The 14181-nt window shown below is 59.0% G+C and carries 12 protein-coding genes; 8 read left to right on the top strand and 4 right to left on the bottom strand.

From position 1 onward, the window contains the following. Nucleotides 1–26: 26 nt before the first annotated feature. Genes dsbG through dsbD form a run of 3 tightly spaced genes read right to left on the bottom strand, consistent with a single transcriptional unit; the run spans nt 27 to nt 3391 of the window. Complete coding sequence (gene dsbG / locus CJF39_RS15410; protein ID WP_094994189.1) at nt 27–800, bottom strand: thiol:disulfide interchange protein DsbG; 774 nt, start codon at nt 798–800, stop codon at nt 27–29. Beyond that, nucleotides 779–1648 (bottom strand): TlpA disulfide reductase family protein, encoded by an 870-nt coding sequence (locus CJF39_RS15405; protein ID WP_094994201.1) that lies wholly within the window; start codon nt 1646–1648, stop codon nt 779–781. The genes dsbG and CJF39_RS15405 overlap by 22 nt, the downstream gene beginning before the upstream one ends. Beyond that, nucleotides 1649–3391, bottom strand: coding sequence for a protein-disulfide reductase DsbD (gene dsbD, locus CJF39_RS15400; protein ID WP_094994188.1), 1743 nt, complete (start codon nt 3389–3391; stop codon nt 1649–1651). Between the two features lie 126 nt (nt 3392–3517). Between dsbD and CJF39_RS15395 the strand changes: the two genes are divergently transcribed. The 5 genes from CJF39_RS15395 to CJF39_RS15375 all read left to right on the top strand — a co-directional run bounded on the left by CJF39_RS15395 (nt 3518) and on the right by CJF39_RS15375 (nt 9040). Next, nucleotides 3518–4198, top strand: a complete 681-nt coding sequence (locus CJF39_RS15395) for a response regulator (RefSeq protein ID WP_094994187.1) — start codon at nt 3518–3520, stop codon at nt 4196–4198. Next, nucleotides 4195–5529, top strand: a complete 1335-nt coding sequence (locus tag CJF39_RS15390) for an ATP-binding protein (RefSeq protein WP_169964324.1) — start codon at nt 4195–4197, stop codon at nt 5527–5529. Before CJF39_RS15395 ends, CJF39_RS15390 begins: the two co-directional genes overlap by 4 nt. Before the next feature lie 161 nt (nt 5530–5690). After that, nucleotides 5691–7103: a D-serine/D-alanine/glycine transporter gene (gene cycA, locus CJF39_RS15385; protein WP_094994199.1), complete on the top strand. Its 1413-nt coding sequence runs from the start codon at nt 5691–5693 to the stop codon at nt 7101–7103. A gap of 225 nt (nt 7104–7328) precedes the next feature. Next, complete coding sequence (locus CJF39_RS15380) at nt 7329–8735, top strand: aspartate aminotransferase family protein (RefSeq protein ID WP_094994186.1); 1407 nt, start codon at nt 7329–7331, stop codon at nt 8733–8735. A gap of 83 nt (nt 8736–8818) precedes the next feature. Continuing rightward, a complete protein-coding gene (locus CJF39_RS15375) occupies nt 8819–9040 on the top strand; it encodes an MbtH family protein (RefSeq protein WP_047275172.1) in 222 nt (73 codons plus the stop codon). Between the two features lie 83 nt (nt 9041–9123). Here CJF39_RS15375 and CJF39_RS15370 read toward each other — a convergent pair whose 3' ends face one another. Further along, nucleotides 9124–10203 (bottom strand): asparaginase, encoded by a 1080-nt coding sequence (locus CJF39_RS15370; RefSeq protein WP_094994185.1) that lies wholly within the window; start codon nt 10201–10203, stop codon nt 9124–9126. Between the two features lie 440 nt (nt 10204–10643). Between CJF39_RS15370 and CJF39_RS15365 the strand changes: the two genes are divergently transcribed. Genes CJF39_RS15365 through CJF39_RS15355 form a run of 3 tightly spaced genes read left to right on the top strand, consistent with a single transcriptional unit; the run spans nt 10644 to nt 14178 of the window. Next, a complete protein-coding gene (locus tag CJF39_RS15365; RefSeq protein ID WP_094994184.1) occupies nt 10644–11597 on the top strand; it encodes a sugar ABC transporter substrate-binding protein in 954 nt (317 codons plus the stop codon). Nucleotides 11598–11650: 53 nt separating this feature from the next. Further along, nucleotides 11651–13204, top strand: coding sequence for a sugar ABC transporter ATP-binding protein (locus CJF39_RS15360; protein ID WP_094994183.1), 1554 nt, complete (start codon nt 11651–11653; stop codon nt 13202–13204). After that, nucleotides 13201–14178, top strand: a complete 978-nt coding sequence (locus tag CJF39_RS15355) for an ABC transporter permease (RefSeq protein ID WP_094994182.1) — start codon at nt 13201–13203, stop codon at nt 14176–14178. The genes CJF39_RS15360 and CJF39_RS15355 overlap by 4 nt, the downstream gene beginning before the upstream one ends. Nucleotides 14179–14181: the final 3 nt, after the last annotated feature.

Raw genomic sequence — 14181 nt, 5'->3', positions numbered from 1 at the left:
GTCACCGGCACGGGCCTGACAGGGGGTTATTTCGGGCCGAGGATTTTCGCCAGTTTTTCCGGCGACGGCGCACCTTGCTGCTGTTGCAGGTTGCCCTGTTCGTCGAGGTAGAAAATCGCCGGGGTCGCTGCCACGTCCAGTTCCGACATCAGTTGCATGTTGGCGTCGAGCTGGGCCTGCACGTCAGCCGGGATGCTGCCCAGCGCCTTGAGGGTGCTGGCCTTGCCGGCTTTTTCGTGGTCGTGAAGGGCTTGCTGCGGGTTTTTGGCGGCGAGCAGAGCGGCGGACTTGCCTGGACTGTCCTCACGGATGATGCCGACCATGATGTGGCGCAATTGCACCTTGCCCGCGTCCACCCACGGACGGGCTTGCTCCCAGAACATGTTGCAGTACGGGCAGTTGGGGTCGCTGAACAGATACACGATGCGCGGTGCGTCTTTTTTGCCGTCGGCAATCCAGTGGGTTTTCTCCATGTTGGCCCAGACTTCCTTGGCCATCGGTTCGTACACCATCTTTTGCAGCGGCGCGAGGCTCAGGTCATTGCCGTTTGCGTCATACAAATTACCTACCAGCACGTTGCCATCTGTGGTCAGGTACAGCGCCATGCCGCGGTTCTGATACTGCGCGGCATACCCGCGCAGGCCACTTGGCGCATCAAAACTGCCGACGATTTTCGCGCCCTTGGCTTCGATTTTCTTGATTGCCGGTGGCAGTTCTTCGGCGTGCAACAACGGCGATTGCAGCAGGGCCGCGCCAAGCAGGGCGGTCGTGCTCAGGTTTAACAGTGTGCGGTTACGCATTGGGTATTCCTTGCAGGGTCGCCCGGGCGGGCTGACGGTGAAATAGGTGGATCAAAACTCTCGAGGGCGCGCGCCAGGCTGGCTTCGGACAACTCGCCCAAATGACTGGCCAACAGGCGGCCGTCCGCGTTGTAGAACAGTGTAGTGGGTAACGCCATGGAGCCGACTTTCTGCCCCAACTGGCCACCACTGTCGAACAGAATATTGCTCAAGTTCAGGCCCTGAGTTTCGAGGAAGGTGCTGACACTCTGCATGCTCTCGCCCTGATTGACGAAGAGGAACGTCACGCCTTCGTGTGCATGCTGCGCGTTCTGCAATACCGGCATTTCGCGGCGGCAAGGCGGGCACCAGGTGGCCCACAAATTGATCACCAGCGGGCCGCCTTTGTAACTGTCCAGTTGGACAGATTCGCCATTGGCGTTGCGCAGTACGATGTCAGGTAATTGCGTGCCTTTTTCGTACAGGTTCGAGGCCAAGCTGGCCAGTAGCCAGAATGCCAGGCCACTGGCTATTCCCCAGCCCAGGGGGCGTCGCAAGCCCGTGCGGCGCCAGCCCCAGATTACGGCGCCCACCAGCACCGCCACTAAGCCTGTCCACGCCAGGAAGCCGCCATCGCGCAGGTCAAGCATTTGCAGCGGGTCCTGTTGGAAGTAGCGCCAGTAGGCGATGACAAAACCGATACGCGCCGCGAGCAAGCCCATCAGGAACAGGCTGAACAGCACTGACTCAGGGTTTTCGCCGCCGCGTTTGGCCACCCGCCAACCCACCAGCGTCGCCAGAGCGAGGGCCAGGATCAGCAACAGGTGGTTGATTGCCAGTGCAAACGAACCGATGGTCAGGGTTAGCATTTAGTGGAGTTCCCGGGTGGATTGCCAGTTATTCAAAAAGGTCTCGGCGCTCACTTCGCCCGTGATGCGCTGGGCGCGACGCTCAACCCCGTTCGGCCCGATCCAGATAAACGTAGGGGGGCCGGGTACGTGATAACGGCTGAGCAGGTCGCGGCTGGCGACAGTATCGTCGGTCACGTCCAGACGCAACAAACGCACACCTTGCAGGGCTTGCATGACCTGCGGTTGGCCGAACACTTTTTTCTCCATCACTTTGCAGGAAACGCACCAGTCCGCGTAGTAGTCGAGCATCACCCATTGGCCCTGCGCTTTGGCGGCTACCAGTTCGCGCTCAAGGTCAGGCAAGTTGTTGACTGTGATGAACGCGTCGTGGGCCGCTTGTGAAGGGCTGCCAGCAACTGTTTTTGCGGTGTACACCTGCAACGGTTGCCAGGGGTCGGTGCTGCCGCCCGCAGCGCCGATCAGCATCAGGCTGCCCCACAGCCCCGCCAGCAGGCCCAGGGGCGCAAACAGCGCTTTCACGCGCAAATACTGTTGCGCCTGTTGCCACAGGCTGCCTGCCACGATTAGCAACAGCACGCCCCACAAGGCCAGCCACAGCGATTCATCCAGCACCGGGCGCACCAGCAGCAGCGCGGTGCCCAGGAACAGGAAGCCAAACAGACCCTTCATCAGGTTCATCCAGGCCCCTGGCTTGGGCAGGAAGCGACTGCCGACCGTGACCAGCAGCAACAACGGCATGCCAATACCGACGCCCATGGTGAACAGCACCAAGCCCCCTTGCACGGCATTGCCGCTTTGCGCGATGTAGAGCAAGGCGCCGGCCAGCGGAGCGGTCATGCACGGCCCGACCAGCAAGCCAGAAAGGGCACCGAGGACACCGGCCCCGATCAAGCTGCCACCTTTGCGCCCGCGTCCGGCGGTTTCCAGACGATCACGCAGCGCCGCAGGCAATTGCAGTTCGAAAAAACCGAACATCGGCAAAGCAAGGACGACAAACAGCGCAGCAAAACTGCCCAGCAGCCAGGGTTGTTGCAACAGCGCTTGCAAATTGGCACCGAGCAGCGCGGCCAGCACGCCGAGGCCGGCATACACCAGCGCCATGCTGATGACATAACTGCCGGCAACCGCAAAGCCACGGCCTGGGCCCGCGCCGCTACCGACCACCAGCCCGGCGAGAATCGGCAGCATGGGCAATGAACACGGGGTGAAAGCCAGCAGCAGGCCGAGTCCGAAAAACAGCAACAGGCTCCAGCCCAGCGAGCGTTGCTGCAAGCTGGCGGCCAGTGACTGATCCTGGGCCTGCCCCTGCTCGACAACCGCCTGCGTGCCACCCAGGTCCAGCGTCTGACTTTGTGGCGGGTAGCACAGCCCGGCGTCCGCACAACCTTGCCAACTGACGTTGACCTGACCGCTGGCACCTGCCGGGATCAGCAGCTCCAGGTAGTCGCGGTACACCTGCGTGGCGCCGAAAAATTCGTCGCTGTGTGCTTGCCCTTCAGGCAGTACCGGCAGATGCGCGGCATCCAGTCCTTCGAACTTGAAGCGTTTTTTGTACAAGTAGTATTTATCGGTGATTTGCCATTGCAGCCGGGTTTCACCTGAAGGCAAAGGCTCGGACGTGAACACAAATGCTTGGTTAGCCGGCAGGAAATCAGCCTTTTGTTCAAATGGGTTGTCACTGGCGTACGCCTGACTCAAACCCGTGAGTAGCAGGAAAAAAAACACAATCAACTGAGGCATGCGCCAAACCCTGGATGTTCGAATTGACGCTACCTTGGCGGCACTTGATTAACCGAGTGTTAAAAACGGCATAATCGGGCCTTAATCCCAGCGCCCTTAAATTGGCCTCTTTACGCGGGTATCTGCATGCACGTATTGGTTTGCGAAGACGATGAACTGATTGCCAGCGGCATTGTGGCCGGGCTGACGGCTCAGGGCATGACGGTTGAGCACGTGAACACCGCTGGCAAGGCGCGCGCGATGCTCAAGGCCGCCGCGTTCGATGCCATGGTGCTGGACCTCGGGTTACCGGATGAGGACGGGCTCAAGCTGCTGCAACAATTGCGCCAGCAGGGCTTTGAGCTGCCGGTCCTGGTATTGACTGCGCGGGATGCGGTGACTGACCGGGTGGATGGCCTGCAGGCTGGCGCCGATGATTACCTGCTCAAGCCATTCGACCTGCGCGAACTGGCCGCGCGCCTGCACACGCTGCTGCGCCGTGTGGCGGGGCGTAGCGTCAACCTCATCGAGCATGGCCGCCTGACCTACGACCCCAGCAGCCGCGCCACGTTGTTGGGGGGCAAGCCCGTGGACCTGTCGCGCCGCGAGCAGGCGTTGTTACAAGCCTTGCTGCATAACCGGGGGCGGGTGCTGTCGACCGAGCAACTCAAAGACAGTATTTACGGGTTCAGTGACGAGCTGGAGAGCAACGCCTTGAACGTTCATATCCACCACCTGCGCCGCAAATTGGGTAATGGCATCGTCGAAACCGTGCGTGGTCTTGGCTATCGCCTGGGTCCGGCCGATGGCAACGAGCCCGAGGCATGATGAGCCTGCGCCTGCGGTTAAGCCTGACCATTGGTTCGGCGTTCATCTTGATCTGGATGCTCGCGGCGGCATGGATGCTCAGCGATCTGCGTCAACAAATGATGTTTTCCCTCGATCAGCGGCTTGTGGCCTCTGCACGGATGGTCGCCGGGCTGCTGGAGCAATTGCCGCAATTGCCGGTAAAAGGCGAGGGCACGCATTTCAGCGCTGAACAACTGACCATCCCCGGTGGCATGGCCTGTCAGGTCAGCTCCTTGCGGGGGGAGATTCTGGCCCGCAGCCATAACAACCCGGATCAGCCGATGCAGTCTGAATCCACCGGTTTTCGCGATCAAATCATCGACGGTGCCGCCTGGCGCACCTTTACCCTGGACCGTGGCGACCTGCGCATCACCACAGCCGATCGTCAGGTGGAGCGGGAGGCGTTGAATCTGTCAGTGCTGCTGGCGGCTTCAGTGCCTGTGGGCATGGCGTTGGTGGGCTGTTTATTACTGCTGTGGCTGGGCATCGGGCAAGGGTTGGCACCGCTCAAACGGATGCGTGATGCCCTGATGCGCCGCGATGCCGATTCGTTGCAGCCTTTGCAAATCAGCCCGCTGCCCAGCGAATTGCAACCGTTACTCGATTCACAAAACCAGTTACTGGCCCGTATCGCCAAGGCCATTGAGCGCGAGCGGCGTTTGACCGGCGATGCCGCGCACGAGTTGCGCAGCCCGCTGACGGCAATTAAAACCCACCTGCAAGTGGCACGCATGACCGAGGGCGCTGCCCGCGAGCAATCGCTGGCCCACGCTGAAGCCGGGGCCGACCGCTTGCACCGTACCCTTGAGCAACTGCTGTTGCTGGCCAGGGTCGAAGGCAGTTTGTCATTCGATGACGGTGTCCAATGCTCGCCCGAGCAGGTGGCGCGTCTGGCCATTCATGATGCGGCCAGCGGGGCGGCGGATCGCATTGTCCTGAATGTGCCCGCGAATCTGCCCGAGACCCCGCTTAAAGTGCCGTCCGTGCTGGCCATTGCAGCTTTGCGCAACTTGCTTGAGAACGCCCTGCGGCATACATCGGCCGATACCCGCGTCGAATTGACACTTCGCGTAGTGGCCACAGATGTGTATTTTGTCGTCCGCGATCACGGCCCCGGCATTTCGCCTGAGACCTTGCAGCACATGACCCAACGTTTTTGGCGTCACGACAACAGCAACGGCTGCGGGTTGGGGCTGGCCATCGTGCAGGCCATTGTCGAGCGCTGCGCCGGTGGGTTGAGCTTTGACAGTCAGCCCGACGGGCTGCGGGTTGAGTTGCGCATGCCCTTGCAAACTGAAAGCGGCCAGTAAGGCCGCTTTTTCATGATCCTTCCTGTCTGCAGGACAGTCCGGCAAGCACTGATGCAGCTCAGTGTTTTGCCTGCGCGTCGCCTTTAAAGTACCTCTCGGTTTATGAGGGGGTTAAGTCAACTCCACCTATAAGAAAAATCCACTTGCAAGGTAAAAAAACATTGAAGGATTCAGCGTTTGATCACCCGCCTGTCGGTGAACCTCACGAACTCCAGCGCAGTCTGTCCAACCGCCACATTCAACTGATCGCCATTGGCGGCGCCATCGGCACCGGCCTGTTCATGGGGTCGGGCAAAACCATCAGCCTGGCGGGCCCCTCGATCATTTTTGTGTACATGATCATTGGCTTCATGCTGTTTTTTGTCATGCGCGCGATGGGTGAGTTGCTGTTATCCAACCTCAAGTACAAATCGTTCATTGATTTCTCGGCGGACCTGCTGGGGCCGATGGCCGGTTATTTCATGGGCTGGACTTATTGGTTTTGCTGGATCGTCACGGGCATTGCGGATGTAGTCGCGATTTCCGGGTACACCCAATTCTGGTTTCCGGGCGTCCCCTTATGGATGCCTGCTGTCGGGTGCGTGGCGTTGCTGCTGTCGCTGAACCTGATCACCGTGAAGATGTTCGGTGAGCTGGAATTCTGGTTTGCCATGATCAAAATCGTCGCCATTTGCGCGTTGGTGTGCACCGGCTTGTACATGGTGGTAACGGCCTATCAGTCGCCTGCGGGGCACGCCGCCACGCTGAGTAACCTGTGGAATGACGGCGGGATGTTCCCCCATGGCCTGATGGGCTTCTTTGCCGGGTTCCAGATCGCCGTATTTGCGTTTGTCGGTATCGAGCTGGCGGGCACCACTGCGGCCGAGACCAAAGATCCCGAGCGTAATTTGCCCCGCGCGATCAATTCGATCCCGCTGCGGATCATCATGTTCTACGTGTTCGCGCTCATTGCGATTTTGGCTGTTACCCCGTGGCGCGACGTGGTGGCGGACAAAAGCCCTTTTGTTGAGTTGTTCGTGCTGGCGGGGCTTCCGGCTGCGGCAGGAATCATCAACTTCGTGGTGTTGACCTCGGCTGCTTCGTCGGCCAACAGCGGTGTGTTTTCCACCAGCCGTATGCTCTACGGCCTGGCGCTGGAAGGTGACGCACCGCAGAAATTCAAGCACCTGTCGCAACGTGCCGTGCCATCCAACGGGCTGATTTTTTCTTGCATTTGCCTGCTGGCCGGGGCGTTGGTGATTTATCTGATCCCTAACCTGATGCAAGCCTTCACCCTGATCACCACGGTGTCTGCGACCCTGTTCATGTTTGTCTGGTCGATGATTCTGTTGTCGTACCTGGCCTATCGCAAACAACGCGCAGACTTGCATCAGGCATCGCGTTACAAGATGCCGGGCGGCAAAGTGATGGTCTGGGTGTGTCTGGCGTTCTTCGCGTTCATTTTGGTGTTGTTGGCGCTGGAGGACGACACGCGGCAGGCGTTGTACGCAGTGCCGGGCTGGTTCCTGCTGTTAGGGCTGGCCTACCGGTCTATCGTGCGCAACAAGCAGCAGGTCACTAAGCCTGTGCAATAACGCGCAGTGTGCTGCTGTTTGAAACAAAGGGGATGGCCTGCAAGGTGCCATCCCCTTTGTCGTTTTAGCGATCCATAGCGCGGGGATTCTGCGATTCACCTCTAAATCCGGGCCCTGCCAATGCGTTTCCAAAGCAGGAAAGCCTGCAGCGATTATTCGTACCGCGAAAGTCCTCGCAGGTCAGCAGTGTTGGTCAATCTCTTCAGCGCATTGAGGGTCCCGCAAATGTCAGTCGCTACCAGTCTTGTCGACAATCAGCCGGTTCGGGTCAGTACGACCGAAACGCTGTATCGATTTGAAGAATCTCCCTTGCTGGCCCGCCAGAGCCGTCAAGAATCCAATGCGCGCAGTTATCCGCGACGTATCCCGCTCGCGTTGAAGCGCGCCAAGGGGTTGTATGTCGAGGACGTGGAAGGACGACGTTTCATCGACTGCCTGGCAGGCGCGGGCACGTTGGCGCTCGGGCATAACCATCCTGTGGTGATCGAGGCGATCCGCCGGGTGCTGGACGAGGGGCTGCCTTTGCATACGCTGGACTTGACCACGCCGGTCAAGGATCAGTTTGTGCAAGACTTGTTTGGCCTCTTGCCGGACGCCTTGGCCCAAGAAGCGAAAATCCAGTTTTGTGGCCCTACAGGCACCGACGCGGTGGAAGCTGCGTTGAAGCTGGTGCGCACGGCCACCGGGCGCAACACGGTGATTTCCTTTCAGGGCGGCTATCACGGCATGAGTCAGGGTGCCTTGAGCCTGATGGGCAGCCTTGGCCCGAAGCAGCCCATGGCCGCCTTGTTGGGTAATGGCGTGCAATTCATGCCGTATCCCTACGATTACCGTTGCCCGTTTGGCCTCGGGGGGGAGCAAGGGGTCAAGGCCAATTTGAGTTACCTGCACACCCTGTTCAGTGATCCGGAAGCCGGTGTGCAGTTGCCTGCTGCCGTGATTGTAGAAGTGGTGCAGGGCGAGGGGGGCGTGATTCCGGCCGACCTGGACTGGCTGCGGGGGCTGCGGCGCATCACGGAACAGGCCGGGGTGGCTTTGATCGTTGATGAAATTCAGAGCGGTTTCGCCCGCACCGGCAAGATGTTTGCCTTTGAGCATGCTGGCATCGTGCCTGATGTGGTGGTGCTGTCCAAGGCCATTGGTGGCAGCTTGCCGTTAGCGGTGGTGGTCTATCGCCAGTGGCTCGACACTTGGCTGCCTGGCGCCCATGCCGGTACTTTCCGCGGTAATCAGATGGCCATGGCCGCGGGCAGTGCCGTGATGCGCTACCTCAAGGAACATCATGTGGCAGCGCATGCGACAGCCATGGGTGAGCGGCTGAGTGAGCACTTGCACCTCTTGCAGCGCGACTTCCCGCAAGTGGGTGACGTTCGGGGGCGCGGGCTGATGCTGGGTGTGGAACTGGTTGACCCGACTGGCATGCCTGACGCATTGGGCCACCCGCCAGCATTCGGCCGTCTGGCGCCGTTGGTGCAGCGTGAGTGCCTCAAGCGCGGGTTGATTCTGGAGCTGGGGGGGCGCCACGGCAGTGTGGTGCGGTTCCTGCCCCCGCTGATCATCACCGGCGCCGAGATCGATCAAGTGGCTGCCATTTTTGGCAATGCCCTGGCGGCTGCCATCGCCCGGCTCTAATTCCCGGGGATGGTCGCTCGTTTGTTCTATGACCCCTGCTGCGCGTGTCGGCGCAGCCTGTCTAATGCGATGGAGACCCGCACATGAGTTCAGTATTTGACCGCGACGATATTCTTTTTCAGGTGGTGGTGAACCACGAGGACCAGTATTCGATCTGGCCTGACTACAAAGCCATTCCGAACGGCTGGCGTGCCGTGGGCAAGAGCGGCCTGAAGCCGGAATGCCTGGCCTACATCGAAGAGGTGTGGACGGACATGCGCCCGCTGAGCCTGCGCCAAAAGATGGATGCCGTGGCAACGCACTGAATCGCGCTCTCACAAAAAAGCCAACTGACATAACGGTGTCAGTTGGCTTTTTTAATGCTCACACGGTAAGGAATCCGAGTGACTTAGTATTCCCAGAAAATCCGCTGCAGCTCTTTGCTGTCCTGGGTTTTGGTCAGGGCGACCATGGCCAGGATGCGGGCTTTTTGTGGGTTCAGGTCGTGTGCAACGACCCAGTCGTTTTTGTCATCAGGTTGCTCTGCGTTACGCAGTACGAAACCACCAGCGTTCACGTGGGAAGAACGGATGATCTGTACGCCGTCTTTACGCAATGCTTGCAGGGTCGGCACTACGCGGGACGAAACCGAGCCGTTGCCGGTGCCGACGTGAATGATGGCCTTGGCGCCGGATTGAGCCAGTGCCTTGTAGGCGGTGTCATCAACGTTGCCGTACGAGTAGGCGATACCCACGTTTGGCAGGCTCTTGATGTTCTTGATGTCGAACTCAGAGTCCATGGTGTGACGCTTGGCAGGCAAGCGGAACCAGTAGGATTTGCCTTCAACGACCATGCCCAATGCGCCCCATGGGCTTTTGAACGCTTCGGTCTTGATGTTCATCATTTTGCTGACATCGCGGCCCGACTGGATCTCGTCGTTCATGGTGACCAGAACGCCTTTGCCACGGGCTTCTTTGCTGCCTGCTACAGCAACGGCGTTGTACAGGTTCAGCATGCCGTCAGCGGACATTGCGGTGCCCGGACGCATCGAGCCCACCACCACGATTGGCTTGTCGGTCTTTTCAACCAGGTCCAGGAAGTAGGCGGTCTCTTCCAGTGTGTCGGTACCGTGAGTGATCACGATGCCATCGACGTCTTTGCTGTCGGCCAGTTCGGCAACACGGCGGCCCAATTGCAACAGGTTGTCGTTGGTGATGCTTTCAGAGGCGATCTGCATCACTTGTTCGCCACGCACGTTGGCCAACTGGCTCAACTCGGGCACACCTGCGATCAGTTGATCGATGCCCACTTTGGCAGCGGTGTAGGTTGCGCTGTTGGCAGCGCTGGCGCCTGCGCCTGCGATGGTGCCGCCGGTGGCCAGAATGATCACATTCGGCTTGGCAGCGGCTTCTTGTGCGTGAACGGTTGGCATGACCAGCAAAAGGGCCAAAGCGCCCGGAACAATGGATTTCAACACAGCTTTTTTCATTATGTTCTCTCTTAATGATGAGAGTGCTGATGCACATACACCTAGCACGGCACGTGCCATCCACTGGCCACATGCTGGTCATATAAAGGCATATTTTGTGCCAGCCAGATCGGATCGCTTTGAGTTTTTATAAGTAATTGATTTATATGAATAAAAATTAAAAATAGAGTGATTGTTCAGGTTTTTGGAGACGGGTTACCGAATTTAGAGGTAACTTTTCGTACGGAAAGTCGTCCATTCGTCGGTTTAATGGCGCCGATTTTTGTGATTGACAAATGCCAGACGCGTTTTCATAGTGAGGTTAAAGCAAACGTTTGCGCGGTCTTTTTTTCGCTGACTTGAGTGCCTTCACGGCTTCCGGTCAAGCGACTCTGTCAATGCGTTGGCAGCCCGTGCAAACAGGATGTTGCTCACAATAATCATAAGATCGGAGTACTCCCATGAAGCTGCCCTTTGCTGGACGCTTGCTCGCCGTCGCCTTGTTTGCAGCGGCCTCGTTTTCCCTTCCGCTTGCGCACGCCGACTCTCCCACCCCCCCAAAAATCGGACTGGTCATGAAGTCATTGGCCAATGAGTTTTTTGTCACCATGACCAAGGGTGCCGAGGATTATCAAAAACAGCACCCGGCTGATTTTGTGTTGATCTCCAGCGGCATCAAAAACGAAACCGATACGCAGGGGCAGGTAGACATCATCAATCAGATGATCGTTGCCCAAGTCGATGGTCTGGTGATCGCTCCGGCTGATTCCAAGGCGTTGATCAACGCCCTTCAAAAAGCCCAGGATGCCGGGATTGTCGTGGTAAACATCGATAACCAGCTCGACCCGCAAGTGCTTAAAAGTAAGAAGATGGATGTTCCGTTTGTAGGGCCTGATAACCGGGCTGGCGCGCGCAAGGTGGGTGAGTACCTGGCGAGCAAACTCAACGTTGGCGACGAAGTGGCCATCATTGAAGGTGTTTCGACCACCACCAACGCGCAGCAACGCACGGCTGGCTTCACGGACGCCATGAACGCGGCGCAAATCAAGGTGGTGTCCACGCAGTCCGGCAATTGGGAAATCGAAGGGGGCAACAAGCAGGCCGCTGCGATTCTTAGCGAGTATCCAAACGTGAAGGCTCTGTTGGCGGGCAACGACAGCATGGCGATTGGCGCGGTATCGGCCATCCGCGCAGCCGGTAAGGCCGGGAAAGTGCTGGTGGTCGGTTACGACAACATCGATGCCATCAAGCCGATGCTCAAGAAAGGCCGTGTGCTGGCCACCGCAGACCAGGCGGCCGCTCAGCAGGCTGTCTTTGGGATTCAGACCGCGCTCAAGCTAATCAGCAAAGCGCCAGTCGACGCACTAAAAGATGGTGTCATTGCCACGCCGGTTGAGCTGATCACGACCCCCTAATCTATCCATGCCCTCGGCACCTGCGTGTTTGACCGGGTGCCCGGAGATGTTTGATGGTAAATCCAGATGCTGGCGTGGCGCTTTCAGTGCGCGGCATAGGTAAAACCTATGCGCAACCTGTTCTGAGTGCGATCGACCTGACCCTGTATCGCGGCGAAGTATTGGCGTTGACGGGGGAGAACGGTGCTGGAAAAAGCACCTTGTCAAAAATCATTGGCGGGCTTGAAGTGCCCTCCACCGGCCAGATGCATTTCAACGGCCAGCCTTATGCGCCCGGCAGCCGCGCGCAAGCCGAGCGCCTGGGTGTGCGCATGGTGATGCAAGAACTCAATCTTCTGCCGACGCTCACCGTGGCGGAAAACCTCTTTCTCGACAATCTGCCTGCCAGCGCCGGGTGGATCAACCGCAAGCGCTTGCGTACGGCTGCGATTGAGGCAATGGCACAGGTCGGCCTTGACGCCATTGATCCCGACACAATGGTGGGTGAGTTGGGGGTTGGGCACCAGCAGATGGTGGAAATCGCCCGCAACCTGATTGGCGACTGTCAGGTGCTGATCCTCGACGAACCCACGGCCATGCTCACGGCCCGCGAAGTCGAGCTGTTGTTTATCCAGATCACCCGGTTACAGGCCCGGGGCGTAGCGATTGTTTACATCTCTCACCGGCTCGAAGAGCTGGCACGGGTAGCCCAGCGCATTGCGGTGCTGCGTGACGGGCATCTGGTGTGTGTCGAGCCCATTGCCAACTATGACAGCCAGCAACTGGTCAATTTGATGGTCGGGCGCGAGCTGGGCGATCACCTGGAGATGGGCGAGCGCCCTCTGGGGGAGCCTGCGCTGAGGGTTTCAGGGCTGGGCCGTGGGACCAAGGTTATGGATGTGTCGTTTGAGGTCCGCCAGGGTGAGATTTTCGGCATATCTGGCCTGATCGGGGCAGGGCGCACAGAGTTGTTGCGCCTGATTTATGGCGCCGACCACGCTGACAGTGGCACGGTCGCGGTGGGCACCCCCCTGCAACCCGCGCCTATTTGCAGCCCGATGGACGCTGTCAGGCACGGTATTGCATTGATTACCGAAGACCGTAAGGGCGAAGGTTTGCTGATGAGCTTGCCCATCAGCGCCAATATCGGCTTGGGCAATATGCAACAGCTGTCGCGTGCGGGTTTCATCAAGGGGGCGCAAGAGCGTGCGCTGGCCCGGCGCCAGATCGATGCGATGGGCATTCGCTGTGCCGGGCCCGAGCAGATCGTCGCGCAATTGTCGGGGGGCAATCAGCAGAAAGTCGTGATCGGCCGCTGGCTTGAGCGCGACTGCGCTGTGTTGCTGTTTGATGAGCCCACGCGCGGCATTGATATCGGGGCCAAGTTCGATATCTATCGCTTGCTCGCGGAGTTGACCCGACAGGGCAAGGCAGTGGTGGTGGTGTCCAGCGACCTGCGGGAATTGATGCTGATCTGTGACCGCATCGGGGTGATGTCGGCGGGGCGCTTGACCGCTACCTTTGAGCGCGACAGCTGGAGTCAGGAACAACTGCTGGCGGCTGCGTTTGCCGGTTATCAAACACACGATGCACCACTGACGTCAGTGGCGCCCAAGGACATTGCATGAACACCGCTTCCTCGCCGCGCAACGCTGCGCACAGTTTTTACGGTATGGGCACGTACGTGGGGTTGGCTGGCGCTTTGCTGGCCATGATCGTGCTCTTCTCCAGTCTGAGCGATCACTTCTTTTCTTACGGTACGTTGAGCACCTTGGCCAATCAGATTCCTGACCTGATGGTGCTCTCCGTGGGCATGACCTTTGTCTTGATTATCGGCGGCATTGATCTGTCCGTCGGTTCGGTGCTGGCGCTGGCGGCCTCCGTGGTGAGTGTGGCGATCCTGGGGTGGGGCTGGAGTGTCTTGCCAGCCGCATTGTTGGGCATGGGCTGCGCTGCTGCGGTCGGTACGCTCACGGGGTCGATCACCGTCGCTTGGCGCATTCCTTCGTTTATCGTGTCGCTGGGCGTGCTGGAAATGGCCCGCGGCGCTGCTTATCAAATGACCGGATCGCGCACCGCCTATATTGGCGACGCGTTCGCCTGGTTGTCCGATCCAATTGCGTTTGGCATTGCGCCGTCTTTCATCATTGCATTGCTGGTCATCGTGGTCGCGCAGGTGATATTGACCCGCACGGTGTTCGGACGCTACCTGGTCGGAATCGGCACCAATGAAGAGGCGGTCCGCCTGGCCGGCATCAACCCCAAGCCCTACAAAGTTCTGGTATTCAGCCTGATGGGGCTGCTGGCCGGGGTGGCAGCCTTATTTCAGATCTCGCGTCTGGAGGCCGCAGACCCTAACGCGGGGGCTGGGCTGGAGCTGCAAGTGATTGCTGCGGTGGTCATTGGCGGGACCAGCCTGATGGGCGGCCGCGGTTCTATCATCAGCACGTTTTTTGGGGTGCTGATTATCTCGGTCCTGGCTGCAGGGTTAGCGCAGATCGGCGCGACCGATCCGACCAAGCGTATCATCACCGGTGCTGTCATTGTGATGGCAGTGATTTTGGATACTTACCGCAGTCAACGGGCACGGCGACGGAATTAAGCA

The organism is Pseudomonas lundensis (assembly GCF_002269125.1).
GTDB classification, from domain to species: domain Bacteria; phylum Pseudomonadota; class Gammaproteobacteria; order Pseudomonadales; family Pseudomonadaceae; genus Aquipseudomonas; species Aquipseudomonas lundensis_A.
This window is presented reverse-complemented; position numbering and strand designations above follow the sequence as displayed.

Excerpts from the sequence above, each read along its gene's own strand:
- dsbG (WP_094994189.1), bottom strand. The coding sequence starts at position 800 with ATGCGTAACCGCACACTGTTAAACCTGAGCACGACCGCCCTGCTTGGC.
- CJF39_RS15405 (WP_094994201.1), bottom strand. The coding sequence starts at position 1,648 with ATGCTAACCCTGACCATCGGTTCGTTTGCACTGGCAATCAACCACCTG.
- dsbD (WP_094994188.1), bottom strand. The coding sequence starts at position 3,391 with ATGCCTCAGTTGATTGTGTTTTTTTTCCTGCTACTCACGGGTTTGAGT.
- CJF39_RS15395 (WP_094994187.1), top strand. The coding sequence starts at position 3,518 with ATGCACGTATTGGTTTGCGAAGACGATGAACTGATTGCCAGCGGCATT.
- CJF39_RS15390 (WP_169964324.1), top strand. The coding sequence starts at position 4,195 with ATGATGAGCCTGCGCCTGCGGTTAAGCCTGACCATTGGTTCGGCGTTC.
- CJF39_RS15380 (WP_094994186.1), top strand. The coding sequence starts at position 7,329 with ATGTCAGTCGCTACCAGTCTTGTCGACAATCAGCCGGTTCGGGTCAGT.
- CJF39_RS15375 (WP_047275172.1), top strand. The coding sequence starts at position 8,819 with ATGAGTTCAGTATTTGACCGCGACGATATTCTTTTTCAGGTGGTGGTG.
- CJF39_RS15370 (WP_094994185.1), bottom strand. The coding sequence starts at position 10,203 with ATGAAAAAAGCTGTGTTGAAATCCATTGTTCCGGGCGCTTTGGCCCTT.
- CJF39_RS15365 (WP_094994184.1), top strand. The coding sequence starts at position 10,644 with ATGAAGCTGCCCTTTGCTGGACGCTTGCTCGCCGTCGCCTTGTTTGCA.
- CJF39_RS15360 (WP_094994183.1), top strand. The coding sequence starts at position 11,651 with ATGGTAAATCCAGATGCTGGCGTGGCGCTTTCAGTGCGCGGCATAGGT.
- CJF39_RS15355 (WP_094994182.1), top strand. The coding sequence starts at position 13,201 with ATGAACACCGCTTCCTCGCCGCGCAACGCTGCGCACAGTTTTTACGGT.